This window comes from Natrialba aegyptia DSM 13077, assembly GCF_000337535.1.
Lineage (GTDB): Archaea > Halobacteriota > Halobacteria > Halobacteriales > Natrialbaceae > Natrialba > Natrialba aegyptia.
The window spans coordinates 296,202-308,958 of the sequence record NZ_AOIP01000032.1 but is presented as its reverse complement, the minus strand read 5'-3'; the positions used below and the strand labels follow the sequence as shown (position 1 = coordinate 308,958).

The 12,757-nt window shown below is 62.5% G+C and carries 15 protein-coding genes; 8 read left to right on the top strand and 7 right to left on the bottom strand.

Features of this window, described 5'->3' with window-relative positions; genetic code table 11:
• Nucleotides 1–86: 86 nt before the first annotated feature.
• A complete protein-coding gene (gene gcvT, locus C480_RS15530) occupies nucleotides 87–1,184 on the top strand; it encodes a glycine cleavage system aminomethyltransferase GcvT (RefSeq protein ID WP_006666570.1) in 1,098 nt (365 codons plus the stop codon).
• 154 nt (nucleotides 1,185–1,338) lie between these two features.
• The gene (gene gcvH / locus C480_RS15525) at nucleotides 1,339–1,740 is read left to right on the top strand and encodes a glycine cleavage system protein GcvH (protein WP_006666569.1); all 402 of its coding nucleotides are present in this window, start codon (nucleotides 1,339–1,341) and stop codon (nucleotides 1,738–1,740) included.
• Nucleotides 1,741–1,775: 35 nt separating this feature from the next.
• Here gcvH and C480_RS15520 read toward each other — a convergent pair whose 3' ends face one another.
• The 3 genes from C480_RS15520 to C480_RS15510 all read right to left on the bottom strand — a co-directional run bounded on the left by C480_RS15520 (nucleotide 1,776) and on the right by C480_RS15510 (nucleotide 3,279).
• The gene (locus C480_RS15520) at nucleotides 1,776–2,153 is read right to left on the bottom strand and encodes a hypothetical protein (protein ID WP_006666568.1); all 378 of its coding nucleotides are present in this window, start codon (nucleotides 2,151–2,153) and stop codon (nucleotides 1,776–1,778) included.
• Nucleotides 2,131–2,841, bottom strand: coding sequence for a helix-turn-helix domain-containing protein (locus tag C480_RS15515; protein WP_006666567.1), 711 nt, complete (start codon nucleotides 2,839–2,841; stop codon nucleotides 2,131–2,133). The genes C480_RS15520 and C480_RS15515 overlap by 23 nt, the downstream gene beginning before the upstream one ends.
• Before the next feature lie 237 nt (nucleotides 2,842–3,078).
• Complete coding sequence (locus tag C480_RS15510) at nucleotides 3,079–3,279, bottom strand: DUF7835 family putative zinc beta-ribbon protein (RefSeq protein WP_006666566.1); 201 nt, start codon at nucleotides 3,277–3,279, stop codon at nucleotides 3,079–3,081.
• Between the two features lie 239 nt (nucleotides 3,280–3,518).
• Between C480_RS15510 and C480_RS15505 the strand changes: the two genes are divergently transcribed.
• Together C480_RS15505 and C480_RS15500 are read left to right on the top strand one after the other, a co-directional pair.
• Nucleotides 3,519–3,869 (top strand): ArsR/SmtB family transcription factor, encoded by a 351-nt coding sequence (locus C480_RS15505; RefSeq protein WP_006108860.1) that lies wholly within the window; start codon nucleotides 3,519–3,521, stop codon nucleotides 3,867–3,869.
• Nucleotides 3,870–4,092: 223 nt separating this feature from the next.
• Nucleotides 4,093–4,371 (top strand): DUF7521 family protein, encoded by a 279-nt coding sequence (locus tag C480_RS15500; protein ID WP_006666565.1) that lies wholly within the window; start codon nucleotides 4,093–4,095, stop codon nucleotides 4,369–4,371.
• A gap of 23 nt (nucleotides 4,372–4,394) precedes the next feature.
• On the opposite strand, the gene C480_RS15495 is transcribed toward C480_RS15500, so the two are convergent.
• Nucleotides 4,395–5,144: a competence/damage-inducible protein A gene (locus tag C480_RS15495; protein ID WP_006666564.1), complete on the bottom strand. Its 750-nt coding sequence runs from the start codon at nucleotides 5,142–5,144 to the stop codon at nucleotides 4,395–4,397.
• A gap of 59 nt (nucleotides 5,145–5,203) precedes the next feature.
• A complete protein-coding gene (locus C480_RS15490) occupies nucleotides 5,204–6,319 on the bottom strand; it encodes a hypothetical protein (protein WP_006666563.1) in 1,116 nt (371 codons plus the stop codon).
• A 337-nt stretch (nucleotides 6,320–6,656) separates the two neighbouring features.
• Between C480_RS15490 and C480_RS15485 the strand changes: the two genes are divergently transcribed.
• From C480_RS15485 to C480_RS15475, 3 genes are read left to right on the top strand one after another with little or no spacing between them, the layout of a single operon-like run.
• Entirely contained in the window at nucleotides 6,657–6,887 is a 231-nt protein-coding gene (locus tag C480_RS15485) for an AbrB/MazE/SpoVT family DNA-binding domain-containing protein (protein ID WP_006666562.1), read from the top strand.
• Complete coding sequence (locus C480_RS15480; RefSeq protein WP_006666561.1) at nucleotides 6,888–7,262, top strand: PIN domain-containing protein; 375 nt, start codon at nucleotides 6,888–6,890, stop codon at nucleotides 7,260–7,262. It begins immediately after the preceding gene.
• Between the two features lie 42 nt (nucleotides 7,263–7,304).
• A complete protein-coding gene (locus C480_RS15475; protein ID WP_006666560.1) occupies nucleotides 7,305–8,843 on the top strand; it encodes a replication factor C large subunit in 1,539 nt (512 codons plus the stop codon).
• Between the two features lie 167 nt (nucleotides 8,844–9,010).
• Here C480_RS15475 and C480_RS15470 read toward each other — a convergent pair whose 3' ends face one another.
• On the bottom strand, nucleotides 9,011–10,222 hold the full coding sequence (locus C480_RS15470; protein ID WP_006666559.1) for an aminotransferase class I/II-fold pyridoxal phosphate-dependent enzyme: 1,212 nt from the start codon (nucleotides 10,220–10,222) through the stop codon (nucleotides 9,011–9,013).
• A 102-nt stretch (nucleotides 10,223–10,324) separates the two neighbouring features.
• Nucleotides 10,325–11,581: a type III ribulose-bisphosphate carboxylase gene (gene rbcL, locus C480_RS15465; protein WP_006666558.1), complete on the bottom strand. Its 1,257-nt coding sequence runs from the start codon at nucleotides 11,579–11,581 to the stop codon at nucleotides 10,325–10,327.
• Nucleotides 11,582–11,852: 271 nt separating this feature from the next.
• On the opposite strand from rbcL, the gene C480_RS15460 reads away from it, so the two are divergent.
• The gene (locus C480_RS15460; RefSeq protein ID WP_006666557.1) at nucleotides 11,853–12,701 is read left to right on the top strand and encodes a hypothetical protein; all 849 of its coding nucleotides are present in this window, start codon (nucleotides 11,853–11,855) and stop codon (nucleotides 12,699–12,701) included.
• Nucleotides 12,702–12,757: the final 56 nt, after the last annotated feature.

The window sequence follows — 12,757 nt, the reverse complement described above, 5'->3', positions numbered from 1 at the left end:
TGGCAGTTTCTTTTATCGGCCATCGTCCGCTGATGGACTATCGAAATCACAAAAGACCTTACTACCCCGGGCGTGTCCACCCGAGTATGCCGCTTCAGACGCCGCCATTGCGTGGAATTCACGACGAACGGGGGGCCAAGTTTACGGAGTTTGGCGGCTGGGACATGCCGGTCGAGTTCGACTCGATCCAGGCCGAACACGAGGCCGTCCGAGACGCTGTCGGCATCTTCGACGTCTCCCACATGGGTCAGATTCACGTCACCGGGCCGGACGCGACGACGCTGATGCAGCGGCTCACCTCGAACGACGTGACCCGTCTCGACGTCGGTGACTCCCAATACGCCGTCCTCACCGACGAGGAAGGTATCATCATCGACGACACGGTGATCTACCGGCTGCCGGACGAGGACGACGACCCGACCTACCTCTTCGTCCCGAACGCCGGGACCGACGAGGAAACCCACGAACGGTGGATCGACTACCGCAACGAGTTCGACCTCGAGGCGACCGTCGACAACCGCACCGACGAGTACGCCATGTTCGCCATTCAGGGACCGGACGCAGCCGAACTCGTCGCAGCCGTCGCCGACGAGTCCGTCACCGATCTGAACCGGTTCCAGGCGATGACGGCGACGATCGACGGCATCGAGTGCTGGACCGCTCGAACCGGCTACACCGGCGAGGACGGGTTCGAACTGATCGCCCCGTGGGAAGACGCCGAACGGATCTGGTCGCAGTTCGAGTGCCAGCCCTGCGGTCTCGGCGCACGAGATACCCTCCGCATCGAGGCCGGACTCCTGCTCGCGGGCCAGGACTTTGACCACGAGTCGAACCCTCGAACCCCCTACGAGGCCGGCATCGGCTTTACCGTCGCGCTCGACACCGAATTCGTCGGCCGCGACGCGCTCGACCGGGCGCGCGAAGACGGAGCCGAGGAAGAACTCGTCGGCTTCCAGCTGATCGACCGCGGGGTTCCGCGCCACGGCTACGACATCACGAACACCGACGACCGCGTCATCGGGACCGTCACGAGCGGCACCATGAGTCCGACCGTCGACCAACCTATCGGACTCGGCTACGTCCCGAGCGAGTACGCAGAACCCGGTACGACCCTTCAGGTAGTCGTCCGTGGCCGATCGAAAAAAGCGCGCGTCGAACCGACGCCGTTTATCGATACGGTATAAGTACGGCTGTGTGTATACGGATACGTAGCGGCACAGACTCGTACTCGTCGTCTCCCGGCATCGTCCGAGGACCGTCCAGAGACGGACGGAGACACGACCAGCGACACGAAGCGCACAGACACACGACGACAGACGCAGATTCCAAGACACACCAATGAGCTTCGACATCCCCGACGATCGACGATATCAGGACTCCCACGAATGGGCACTCGAAACAGAAACCGAAACCAACGCAGACGGTCGAATCCGGATCGGCATCAGCGACTTCGCACAGGACGAACTCGGCGACGTCGTCTTCGTCGAACTCCCCGACGAGGGCGAGACCATCCAACAAGATACCGAGTTCGGCGTCATCGAATCCATCAAAGCCGTCTCCGATCTCTACGCGCCGGTCAGCGGCGAAGTCGTCGCCGTCAACGACGACCTGTTCGACGCTCCCGAACTCGTCAACGACGACCCGTTCGGCGACGGCTGGATGCTCGAAGTCGACGCCGCCGACGCCGACGAACTCGACGCGTTGCTCTCGGCCGACGAGTACGAAGAGCAGATAGCCTGATCGCGGACCGCTCCGCAGCGACAGCGCGCAGTACCTTAGTCTCGTTCGGCGTTTGCGTTCGTTTCCCCACCGTCCTCGGTAGCTGCCGGCTTTTCCGCCCTCGTTCCAGTTTCAGTCCCATTCTCGGTCTCAGTCTCGGTTCCAGGTCCCGTCCTCGTCCCCGTCCCCGTCTCCGCCGTAGAGACCGGATCGTCGCTCCCGCTCGCGACCGGGACGGCCCGCGACCAATTGACCGCGAGCAACACGACACCGACGATACCGACCGCTCCGGCCGCCCAGAGGACCCAGAGAATCGGCTCGTCGATGATAAAGACAGCTGCCAGCGTCACGAGGTAGCCGGCCGTCAGCGCGAGCGTCAGTCGTTCCGTCCACCCCATCCGCTCGACCCGCTCACTCGAGACTCGCGAGTTCATCGAGCAACTCCTCGAGCGGCGTCGATGTCACGGCGAGCGAGTAGCCGTCGATCCGGGCCAGATCGGCCGCGTGCGGCCAGAGATCCGCTTCGTCGAGGCCGTGCAGGATCACCGCGTTCGGCGTCGGATTGAGGACGCGAAGCGCGACCGCGGTAGCCTCGCCGCGGGTCACGCTCGTAAACACGAGCACGCGGTTCGTGCTCTGTCCGTACAGCCGGAAGAACTCCTCGCTCGAGAGGCGGGTGATCGCCTCGATGCTATCGATGACGGTGTGGCCGTTGATTCGGTCCGTGTGTCCGTCGACGACTTCCGTCGCGCCGACGTTGTCGTACACCTCCGAGAGACGAACTGAACTCGGGTACTCGCGCAGATCGAGGACGACATCGCTGTCGAATCCGGCCGAGAGAACGCGTCCGTACTGGCGAATCCGGTTACCGCCGCGGCGTTCGTCGATTGCGAGCAGCCCGTCGACGAGCCGACCGACGACGCCGATCCCGGGGCTCTCCCGCCGGCCGCTCTCGTAGTCGGAGATGACCGACGAAGAGACGTCGAGTTCGGCGGCGAGGTCCGTCTGGGAGGTGTCGAAGTCGGTGCGCCACTTGCGAAGCGTCGCACCGGGGTCGTCACTCAGGGTGATTTCGCCGGCAATCTTCTCTGCGAGTTCACGTTTCGGCCCGCGTCCGCCCATAGTCATCTCATGGGTCGGACGGTTGACTCAAGTAGCTACCGGACCGATCACGGCAGGGTAATCAGCTCGAAAAGTAAATGTACGGCGTTCAGCCTGCAGAATTCGATGCGGCCGCTCCCAGTCCGTTCATACTGCCGGACAAAACTATTCACACGTCGATCGCACTCGAACGGTCGTCGCCACGAGCGACGATCCGTGAGACGCGATCGAGTGTTCACTGACTTTTGTCCGGCAGTATCAGGCGTTGTTCATCCGCTTGCTCTCACGGTTTCCACAGCGCTGGCACTCGCGAACGCGGTACGGTTCTCGCGAGTAGCGTGCATTGTCCCCCTCGCCGCCTTCGGTAACGAGTTGTACGGATACTTCGTGTAACGTGTCAACTTCACAAACTTCACAGGGTTCGGTCATCCCATTTGACACCCCATCAGTCGTTGCCATACCCGTCACTCTCACCTAGAGGTGATATATTCCGGTCAGGGACTTCTAGCGCGGAGAAGGGGTATATATAGGTATTTTCACGATCTGAGAATAGCGGCAAATATAGATACTACATCGCTGACACGACGTTGAATCGTGCCGATACAAGGTGTTTGTTGTCGGCCAATAAAAATATAACGGAGGGAGATATTCAGACGACCCGGAAAACCTTTTTCTCTGAATCACACTACGCGTTAGACATGGAACACGAGTCCTCTATCGAAGAAATTCTCGATACTATCGGGGACGAGCACGCACGCACCGTCCTCGCCTCGATTAGTCGTGAGCCAGGATCTGCGAAAGAACTCGCAGAGCGACTCGACCTCTCGCGGCCGACGATCTATCGGCGTCTCGACCTCCTCAAGGAAAACGAGTTGATCAACGACCGAACGCTCGTCGCCGACGACGGCAACCACTACAAGGAGTACACGTGCAACTTCAACAGCACCGTCATCTCACTGGAAGACGACGAGTACGACGTTCGTATCTTCCGCGAGGAGAATCTCCCCGACCGGTTTAGCCGCCTCTGGGACGAACTCGGTGCGAAGTAGTGACGATTGTGATGGCTGTCACGTCTCCCACTCCCGCATCGAACGCACCACCCGTTGGCGACGTCTCCCGTCTCCGAAATCTCACTCGCGCCGGCGTCGATTCCGCCGATTGTCGATCCGGACCGTGTGCCCACAAGACTCATCAACGTTCCCGCTCACGGCAGTACCACTTACATCCATACCTGTCCCAATCCCGTCACGAAACGGGTGACTCGATATAGATATGATGCTCGCTGAACTCGCCGAGGCCGTTCTGATGCTGATGCAGTTGACCGTGTTCGCCCTGGCGCTTGGACTCACGCTCATCAGCTTTCAATCGTATACGAAAAACCAATCCAAACGTCTCGAGTCGGCGTTTATCGGCTTTGCCTTCCTCAGTATGGGCGTCGCTCTCACGACCATCACGTCCCAGCTTCCCTCGGCAGCAACCGCCTTCTACATCGTCGAAACGATCCCCTTCATCGTCGGCTTCGGGATGCTTTATCTCTCCTTGTACCGGTGACGGTCGGCTGCTGTTGAGATCGATCAGGACGACGGGGGCTCGACCGTCTCGACGCGCGCCTCGAGCCACGAAATCGCCCGCTCGACCACCTCCGGATCGGACCCGGAGACACGAATCCGCCCCGGTCGATCCGGACTCCGAGGATAACTTCCCACGCTCACGCTGAACTCGTCGGTAACCGTCTCGAGGACCTCGTGTAGCGCCCCCTCCGGTGCAGGCGTGAAAATCGTCTGCGAGACCGTCTCGCCGCTGAACTCCGCGGCAACCGACTCGAACATCGCGTGCATCTCCTCGGGAATCCCCGCGAAGACGTAGACGTTCTCGACGACGCAGCCGGGGGCCCACCCCTCGTCTACGACGATCGGCGTCGCGCCTTCCGGCAGGGAGGCGGCGGCCTCCAGATCGAGTTCGAGATCGTACTCCGCGACGAGGTCGGGGTTTTCCTCGCGGAACGCAGTCGCCTTCTCGCGCAATCGGTCGTACATCTCCTCGAAGACGACGAACTCGCGATCGAGCGCGTCCGCGACGGCGGGCACCGTCACGTCGTCGGGAGTGCCGCCGATCCCGCCGGTGGCGATGATCGCATCGATCTCGGAGTCGTCCTGCCAGCGAGCCACTGTCGCCGCGATCAACTCGCGGTCGTCGGGGACCGTCAGGATGCGACGGACGGTCGCGCCGCGTTCGGTGAGTCGGGCGGCGAGCCACGAGGCGTTGGTGTTGGTCGTCTCGCCGGCGAGGAGTTCGTCGCCGACGGTGAGGAGTGCGACGTTCATGGCTGCCGTTCGTGCTCGAATCAGTTAGCGTCCGCGGGTCGAGAAACGGGACGGGACGGTCAGTCTGCGTTGGCGGTCTCACCACCGGTGGTTTCGGCGGTCGTCCCAGCTTGGGCGCGAAGCCGTTCGATCCGCGCACTCAACGACGGGGTCGACGAGAACCAGTTCCGACTCGGAGTTTCTGTAACCGTAATGCCGCCTTCCACAGCGACGCGTTCGAACGCAGCCGCGAGTTCAGTTGCGCCGACCGTATCGGCAGCGCGGTCGTCGGTGTAGTATCGCAGGCGTCGAAGGGCGCTGAACTCGAGCAGTGTGAGTGCGAGTGCGAGTATCGCCGCGAGCAGGACCGAGATGTCATCGATGAGGAGTCCGAGAAGAATACATTCGCCCGAGATGGTGAGCGATGCGGCTTTGAGTAGATACGTATAGTACCGTTTCTGTTCGCGGCGGGCGACGAACAGCGCCCTCAGCGTGGCATCGTCGCAGGCGTCGACTGTAACCCGTGAAACGAACAGATACCGAGAGAGGGGAGAATCCAAGAGCCAGCCATCGAGACCGTGGATATCGGAATCGATGATCCGGACGCTGTAGGTCGAGAGGCCGCTCGCATCGAGCACGGCCTCGAGACGATCACGTTCGGTGGCGGTCGGTCGGCGGACGGGGACCGTGAGCGGGAAAATAAACGGTGCAGCGACCCAGCAGAGGAAGATGAGAACGGGAAGCATTCCGAGCCCGGCGAGTGGCTCGCGCTGAACGATCGGCAGAGCGACGACGATGATACCGAAAGCGAGAGCGAAAATACTCGTCAGATAGCGAGCGTAACGGCGGCGAACGTTCGAGGGAGATGTCGAGAACAGGGACGGATCGCTTCGGAGGACACCGGTGATCGCGGCAGTCCCGACGCAGCCAGCAGTGAGTCCGACTACGATCGCTGCGATTCCGCCGGAAACGACAGTGTGCATATCGAGTCCGGCGCGTACGAGATACCACGTGGGATAGCTGGCGACGAACCCGAATCCGATCGCACAGATGTTCGCTCCTCGGATTGCCGATTCGTCGCTCAGGTGGGGGGCGAGAAGTCCGTACAGGTAGCCGAGAAAGGCGACGACGAGGGCGGCGAATCCGACCGCGAGGACGAGGAGGAACCACAGCCAGACGGCGGTGACCAGCGACATATGTGTGACTTAGAAATAATTTACAAGTGTCTTGTGATTCTCCGAGAACGAGTTCACACCGTTCGATGCGGACATCTCAACTTGAAGCGAGTACTGAAGACAGTCGGCGAGGGGTGACGCTCCGCACCACTAAACGCGACTCGCTCCAACGATTTTGGAACGAGCGACTGGACCGAGAAGTCGGGAAAATGTGATGTAGATTCGGTGTGCTGAGAGCGTCGAATACGCATCGCTGTTTGCTCGTGGATGCGGAGACAAGTTCCGGACCGACGCGCACAGAATGGGTAATTCCCTATGTCGGGGAACATTTTTATTTTCGCCCACCGTACCTCGGGATATGGCTGACGTAGCGCTGGACGACCGTGGTCGCCTCACGCTCCCGAAGGAGGTTCGAGAGCGATATGGAGACCGGTATCACGTCGTTCAGCTTCCCGACGGGATCAAATTGGTCCCGGTCGCCGACGACCCGCTCGAAGCACTCAGGGACGAATTCGCAGATATCGAGAAGTCGGCCGACGAACTTCGTGAAGAAACTCGCGAAGCGGCGCTTGACGAGGCTGGACGATAGATGTATGCAGAAACCGATTTTCTTCTCGCGCTGATTAAGGACGAAGACTGGCTCGGAGACGCCGCCGAGTCGGTGTACCGGAAACACCGAGATGAGTTGTGGACATCGCAGTTCACGCTCATCGAACTCCTGATGGTCGCCTACCGCGAGGAACGTGATACCGAACGCGTCGTCTCGAACGCTGCTAACCTCGTCGAGGTACGTGGTGATGTGGAGACGGTCGTTACGGCGGCGACATACGTGGAAGACCACGAGTTCACACCGTTCGACGCACTTCACCTCGTCGAATCGAACGGCGATACCATCGTCTCGAGCGACGAGACGTACGAGGACGTCACACCGCGTCTCGACCTGAAAACGGTCGACGACGAGTAGCGCTCCGCAATCCCTAAACGCGGCTCACACCAATACCCGTCAATGAGCGACTGGACCGAGAAGTACCGTCCGACGACGCTGTCGGAGGTACGCGGGAACAACAAGGCCCGAGACAAACTCGAGGAGTGGGCCACGACCTGGGACGACCATCGGGATGCGGTGATCGTCCACGGGAGCCCCGGCGTCGGGAAAACCTCGGCGGCCCACGCGCTGGCCAGTGATATGGGCTGGCCAGTGATGGAACTCAACGCCAGCGACAGCCGCGGGGCCGACGTGATCGAACGCATCGCCGGCGAGGCCGCAAAGAGCGGCACGCTCACCGGCGGCGAGTCGGGACGGCGGCTGGTAATCCTGGACGAGGCCGACAACTTCCACGGTAACGCCGACTACGGCGGCTCGCGGGAGGTTACCCGCGTCGTCAAGAGCGCGAACCAACCGATCGTCCTCGTGGCCAACGAGTTCTACGACATGAGCCAGTCGCTGCGCAACGCCTGCGAGACGATCGAGTTCCGCGACGTGTCGAAGCGCTCGATCGTGCCCGTCCTCCGTGATATCTGCCGGCGCGAGGATATCGAGTTCGAGGAGGAGGCACTCGAAAAAATCGCCGAGACGACCAGCGGCGACCTGCGCTCGGCGGTCAACGACCTGCAGGCCGTCGCCGAGGACACCGACCGGCTGACCGTCGACGACGTGGTGACGAGCGAGCGCGACACGACGGAAGGGATTTTCGACTTTCTCGACGCGCTCATCAAGGAGGAAGACGCCGAAGGCGCGCTCAAGGCGTCCTACGACGTCGACGAGAATCCGGACGAGATGCTAAACTGGATCGAAGATAACGTTCCGAAGGACTACCACGGCGCTGAACTCGCGGACGCCTACGAGTTCCTCGCGAACGCCGACCGCTGGCTGGGGCGGGTTCGCTCGACGCAGAACTACTCGTTCTGGCGCTACGCTTCGGATAACATGACCGCGGGCGTCGCGGCCTCCCGCCGCGAGGACAAGGGCGGGTGGACCCGTTACGGGCCGCCGAGTTACTGGTCGAAACTCGGCCGGACGAAGGGCTCGCGGAACACGCGCGATTCGATCGCCGAACGGATCGCCGAACGCGAGGGCACGAGCGTCGCCACGGCTCGCCGCGAGGTCATGCCCTTCCTCTCGGCGATGACCCACCATTGCAAGAACCGCGAGCTGACTGTTCGCATGGCGGCGACATATGAACTCGACGAGAAGGAGGTGTCGTTCGTCACGGGGAGCGGCAAGGATACGAACAAGGTTCAGTCGATCGTCGAGGACGCCGAGGAGATGATCGCCGAGGAGACGGTCGAGCATTCCGGTTCGGCGTTCTTCGATGCCGAGGGAGCAGCGGCGGACGAAGTCGAATCGGCAGCTGATGGCGAACGCGGCGGTGAGGACGAGACGAACGCCGACGCCGGTACTGGCGGCTCGAACGAACAGGAAACGCTCGCAGGCGCGACCGGAACATCGAGCGGAGACGGTGGCGATGAACACGAAGCCTCGGCCACCGAAGCCGACCCAACCGAATCCAGCGACGATCAGTCCGGACTGAACGATTTCCTGTAACGCGACTCCTGCGCTTTTGCGGATAGTACGATCGACTGGTCCCACGACGATGCCGACGGCGATAGCGACGAACGGGTGGAGATAGCGACGAGCGGGTGGATTGTGAGAAACGAGCGACAGTCAGTACGTCCGCGTCCGGACCCCGCCGGAAGCGTGCGATCACACGATCACAGGAGGCCTAACTCCGTGCCGACCGTTCGGAACGCCTCGAGACACGAAACGACGTCCTCGCGGCTGTGGGTTGCAATCGGCGCGACGCGGAGGCGACTCGTTCCCTCGGGTACCGCCGGCGGTCGGATCGCCGGGACGACGATCCCGCGGGCACGAAGCCCATCCGCGAGCGTGAGGGTATCCCGCTGATCGCCGACGATAACGGGCAAGACCTGCGACTCGCCCGGAATCGAAAAGCCCATCGTCTCCAGCCCGTCCCTGAGGTGGGCGACGTTCTCCCAGAGCTGTTCGCGCGCATCGCTGTAGCGTGCGAGGTGCAACGCCTCGCTCGCCGCCGCGGCCGCCGTCGGCGCGAGTCCCGTCGAGAACGCGAACGACCGCGCGTCGTTGAGCAGACACTCGATCAACGCGTTGCTGCCCGCGACGTAGCCACCCTGGCTGGCGAGCGCCTTCGAGAGCGTCCCCATCTGGATGTGTACCCGCTCCTCGAGTCCCTCCGCCTGAACGACGCCGCCGCCGTCCACGTAGAGTCCCGTCGCGTGCGCCTCATCGACCATCACCCACGCGCCGAACTCTTCGGCGAGTTCACAGATGGTCGAGAGCGGGGCCACGGTCCCGTCGGCGCTGAAGACGGAGTCGGTGACGATCAGCCAGGATTCGTCGTCAGCCGCGCGGTCGGCCCGGTCCTCGAGTTCGGCGCGCAGGCTCGCCGGATCGCAGTGATCGTAGACGGCCGTCTCGCAGCCGGCAAGCCGGCAGCCGTCGATGAGACTCGCGTGGTTGAACTCGTCGGAGAAGATCACGTCCGGGTCGAGCGCGGTGATCGTGCCGACGTTGGCGGCGTATCCGGAGGAGAACGTTAGGGCGCGCTCGGTCCCTTTCGTCTCGGCGAGCAGTCGCTCTAAGTCGTGATGGACCATCGTATCGCCGGTGACGACTCGGCTTGCGCCGGAGCCGGTGCCGACGGTTGCGGCGGCTTGGCGCGCCGCGTCCTGGACGCGCTGGTCGTCGGTCAGACCGAGGTAGTTGTTCGACGAGAACACGAGCGCCTCCTCGGAGTCGAGAACCGGGAGGTCACCGCCGGCACTGTCGGCGAAGTACCCGCGCTCGGCGACCCGATCGACGGGCGACAGCGTTCGTTTCTGCTTGCGCTCCTCGAGGGTGCCGAGTCGGTCCTCGAGGTCGAACCCGCGGTCGCAGTCTTCCATTCGCCTGAAGGGAGTCCGCGACGTGGTTTTACTCTCACGGTTCTGTTCCGCGTCTCCCGATGCACTGAACTCGGGTGGGTGAACGAAACGGGCAGTGTCGGGCTACCGTGGCGTCTCGGAACCCCATTTTTCGAGTGCGGTCGCGAGTTCGGCGTGCTCCTGAGCGTACTCGTCGAGTGACACGCCGTCGAGACTGGCGTCGACGGACTGGCGGAGTGCTTTCGCGCCGGCGTGAGTGCCGTCGGGATGGCCGTGGATGCCGCCGCCGGCCTGGATGCAGATGTCGGTGCCGAGCGCGTCGATGAGTTGGTCGACGACGCCCGGGTGGAGCCCGCCGGAGGCGACGGGGAGGACGGGCTTGAGCCCGTGGCAGTCGCCGTGGAGCCAGTCGTTGATACCCGGCGTATCCTCGTTTGCGAGTTTGCCGAGGCCGGCGGTGCCGGTGTGGATGTGATCGACGCCACAGAGGCGGGCGATCTGGGCGAGCACGCGCATCGAGACGCCGTGGTGGTCCAGCCGGTCGAAGGCGGCGTGCATGGCGCGGTGGGCGTGGATCGCCAGCCCGTGGTCTTCACAGCGCTCGCGGACGGACTGGACGGCCGCCCAGCCGCAGGTAATCACGTCGACCATGACGAAGCCGCCGCCGTGTTCGGCCACGAGATCGACGCGGTCGAGCATTTCGGTCGTCTCACCGGTGACGTTCACCAGGTAGTCCTTTCGTTCGCCGACGTCCTCCTCGACGCGGTCGCGGGCGGCGAGGCTCTCCGCGAGTCGGTCCTCGAAGGGATTGAAGTCCTGATCCGTGAGGTTCTCGTCGTCTTTCAGCAGGTCGACGCCGCCGCGCCAGGCCTCCTCGCCGACGCGGGCGTGGGCGGCCGTCGAAAGCCCGACCTTGGGTTTCGGGACCGTTGCCAAAATGGGCCGGTCGCCGGCGTCGAGTTTTTCGCGCGCGACGCCGGTCCCGAACTGCGGACCGGGGAAGCCGGAGACGATCGATTCGGGCCAGTCACAGTCCTCGAGCCGGATGGACTCGACGGCCTTCATGCCCATGATATTGCCCGCGATACACGAGAGGATCTGGGGCATGCTCCCCGCCTCGAATAAGTCGGTGGGATAGGCGACGGTAATCTCGTTCTCGCTCTCATCGATTTCGCAGGCGACCGCGCCGAGATGGGTCAGTTCCGACTCGTCGACGTGCAACGTCGCCCAGGTGCCGTTCGACGACTCGGAGGCAACCCGACTCGCTGCGGCTTCTATCGTCATCCCCTCGGCCGGTTCGATCCTGAAGGTACAGACGAGTTCAGTCGCGGCAGGTTCGTACGCACGGTCGAGAAAGTCGTCGTACTCGATACCGGTCATGGTATCTGCTGACGTTCACCGTGGTGGCTAATAGTGTTTGTGTCGTTTCGCACAGTGAAGCAACCACACCAACGGAGCGTTCGGTTCGGTGAGTGGTCCGGTTCTGACGATTTTGGTGGAAATTCGACGACTAGTTTCCGTTTGGTCACATTCACCGCTCTACAACCCGGAATCGGCCGACACGCTAATACGGCACGTCTCTCAGGGCTCGTGACAGAAAAAATTGCAAAAATTAATTAGCTGGTATAATATAACAGCTACTCGGGAGTGCATGACCGATACGACGATTGACGAACACACGGGCGATGGGGGCGTTGATGTCGGCGCGACCGCGACCGATCTCTTCGGTGAACTCGCGGACGACACGGCCGACGAGCCGGCGGGCGAACAGGGTTCTACTACTGCGGCCGGGAGCGACGCTGAGACCGGTACCGAGACCGAGACCGATACCGAGACTACCAATAGCAATAGCAATAGCAGTGGTCCCACCGGAACTACCGACGATGCTCCCGCTGAACCGCGTGATATCGAGGACCAGACCGCCGCCTCGATCTTCGGCCAACTCAAAGGCGACGACGGAGCCGCCGTCGACGACGTTCTCGACGACAGCCCCGAGGCGATCATCGCCAGTGCGGACGAACCGGTCGACGAGCCGACCGACCTCGATGACGACCTCCTCGCGGACGACGGTGAACTCGAGGCGCTCCTGTTGACCGGGCGAACGAAAGAGCAGGAGTTCCTGTGGGTGGACACGGAGACTGAATCCGAATCCGAATCCGAAGTTGAGGCCGAGGCCGAAGCCGACTCTCAAACCGAACCCGATCCCGATCCCGGTTCAGCACCCGAACCGACACCGGACTCCCCGGCAAGCGATCGTCGCTCGGAACCGGACGGTTCACAGACTGACAAAACGGCGACACAGCAGGGACGTGACGATCACGATCCCGCCCACGAGCGGGCCAGCGACTCCAACGCGGAGACACACGTTCCGTTCGATGCCACGAGTTCTGCGTCCGAACCCGAATCCGAAGCTGAGTCAGAACAAAACGCTGTCGCAGCTGACGATGAATCGGATGGCGTTTTGAGCCGTCTTCGGTCGACGCTAACCGACCTCATCTAGCGCCGGTCTGCACTCGTTTCCTTCTCAGTAGTCAGTACTGTATTCCGGTATCCAGT

Coding starts and splice junctions, on each gene's coding strand:
- C480_RS15505 (WP_006108860.1), top strand. CDS start 3,519: ATGGAACACGAGTCCTCTATCGAAGAAATTCTCGATACTATCGGGGAC.
- C480_RS15460 (WP_006666557.1), top strand. CDS start 11,853: ATGACCGATACGACGATTGACGAACACACGGGCGATGGGGGCGTTGAT.
- gcvH (WP_006666569.1), top strand. CDS start 1,339: ATGAGCTTCGACATCCCCGACGATCGACGATATCAGGACTCCCACGAA.
- C480_RS15510 (WP_006666566.1), bottom strand. CDS start 3,279: ATGGCAACGACTGATGGGGTGTCAAATGGGATGACCGAACCCTGTGAA.
- C480_RS15475 (WP_006666560.1), top strand. CDS start 7,305: ATGAGCGACTGGACCGAGAAGTACCGTCCGACGACGCTGTCGGAGGTA.
- C480_RS15500 (WP_006666565.1), top strand. CDS start 4,093: ATGATGCTCGCTGAACTCGCCGAGGCCGTTCTGATGCTGATGCAGTTG.
- rbcL (WP_006666558.1), bottom strand. CDS start 11,581: ATGACCGGTATCGAGTACGACGACTTTCTCGACCGTGCGTACGAACCT.
- C480_RS15470 (WP_006666559.1), bottom strand. CDS start 10,222: ATGGAAGACTGCGACCGCGGGTTCGACCTCGAGGACCGACTCGGCACC.
- gcvT (WP_006666570.1), top strand. CDS start 87: ATGCCGCTTCAGACGCCGCCATTGCGTGGAATTCACGACGAACGGGGG.
- C480_RS15480 (WP_006666561.1), top strand. CDS start 6,888: ATGTATGCAGAAACCGATTTTCTTCTCGCGCTGATTAAGGACGAAGAC.
- C480_RS15485 (WP_006666562.1), top strand. CDS start 6,657: ATGGCTGACGTAGCGCTGGACGACCGTGGTCGCCTCACGCTCCCGAAG.
- C480_RS15515 (WP_006666567.1), bottom strand. CDS start 2,841: ATGGGCGGACGCGGGCCGAAACGTGAACTCGCAGAGAAGATTGCCGGC.
- C480_RS15520 (WP_006666568.1), bottom strand. CDS start 2,153: ATGAACTCGCGAGTCTCGAGTGAGCGGGTCGAGCGGATGGGGTGGACG.
- C480_RS15495 (WP_006666564.1), bottom strand. CDS start 5,144: ATGAACGTCGCACTCCTCACCGTCGGCGACGAACTCCTCGCCGGCGAG.
- C480_RS15490 (WP_006666563.1), bottom strand. CDS start 6,319: ATGTCGCTGGTCACCGCCGTCTGGCTGTGGTTCCTCCTCGTCCTCGCG.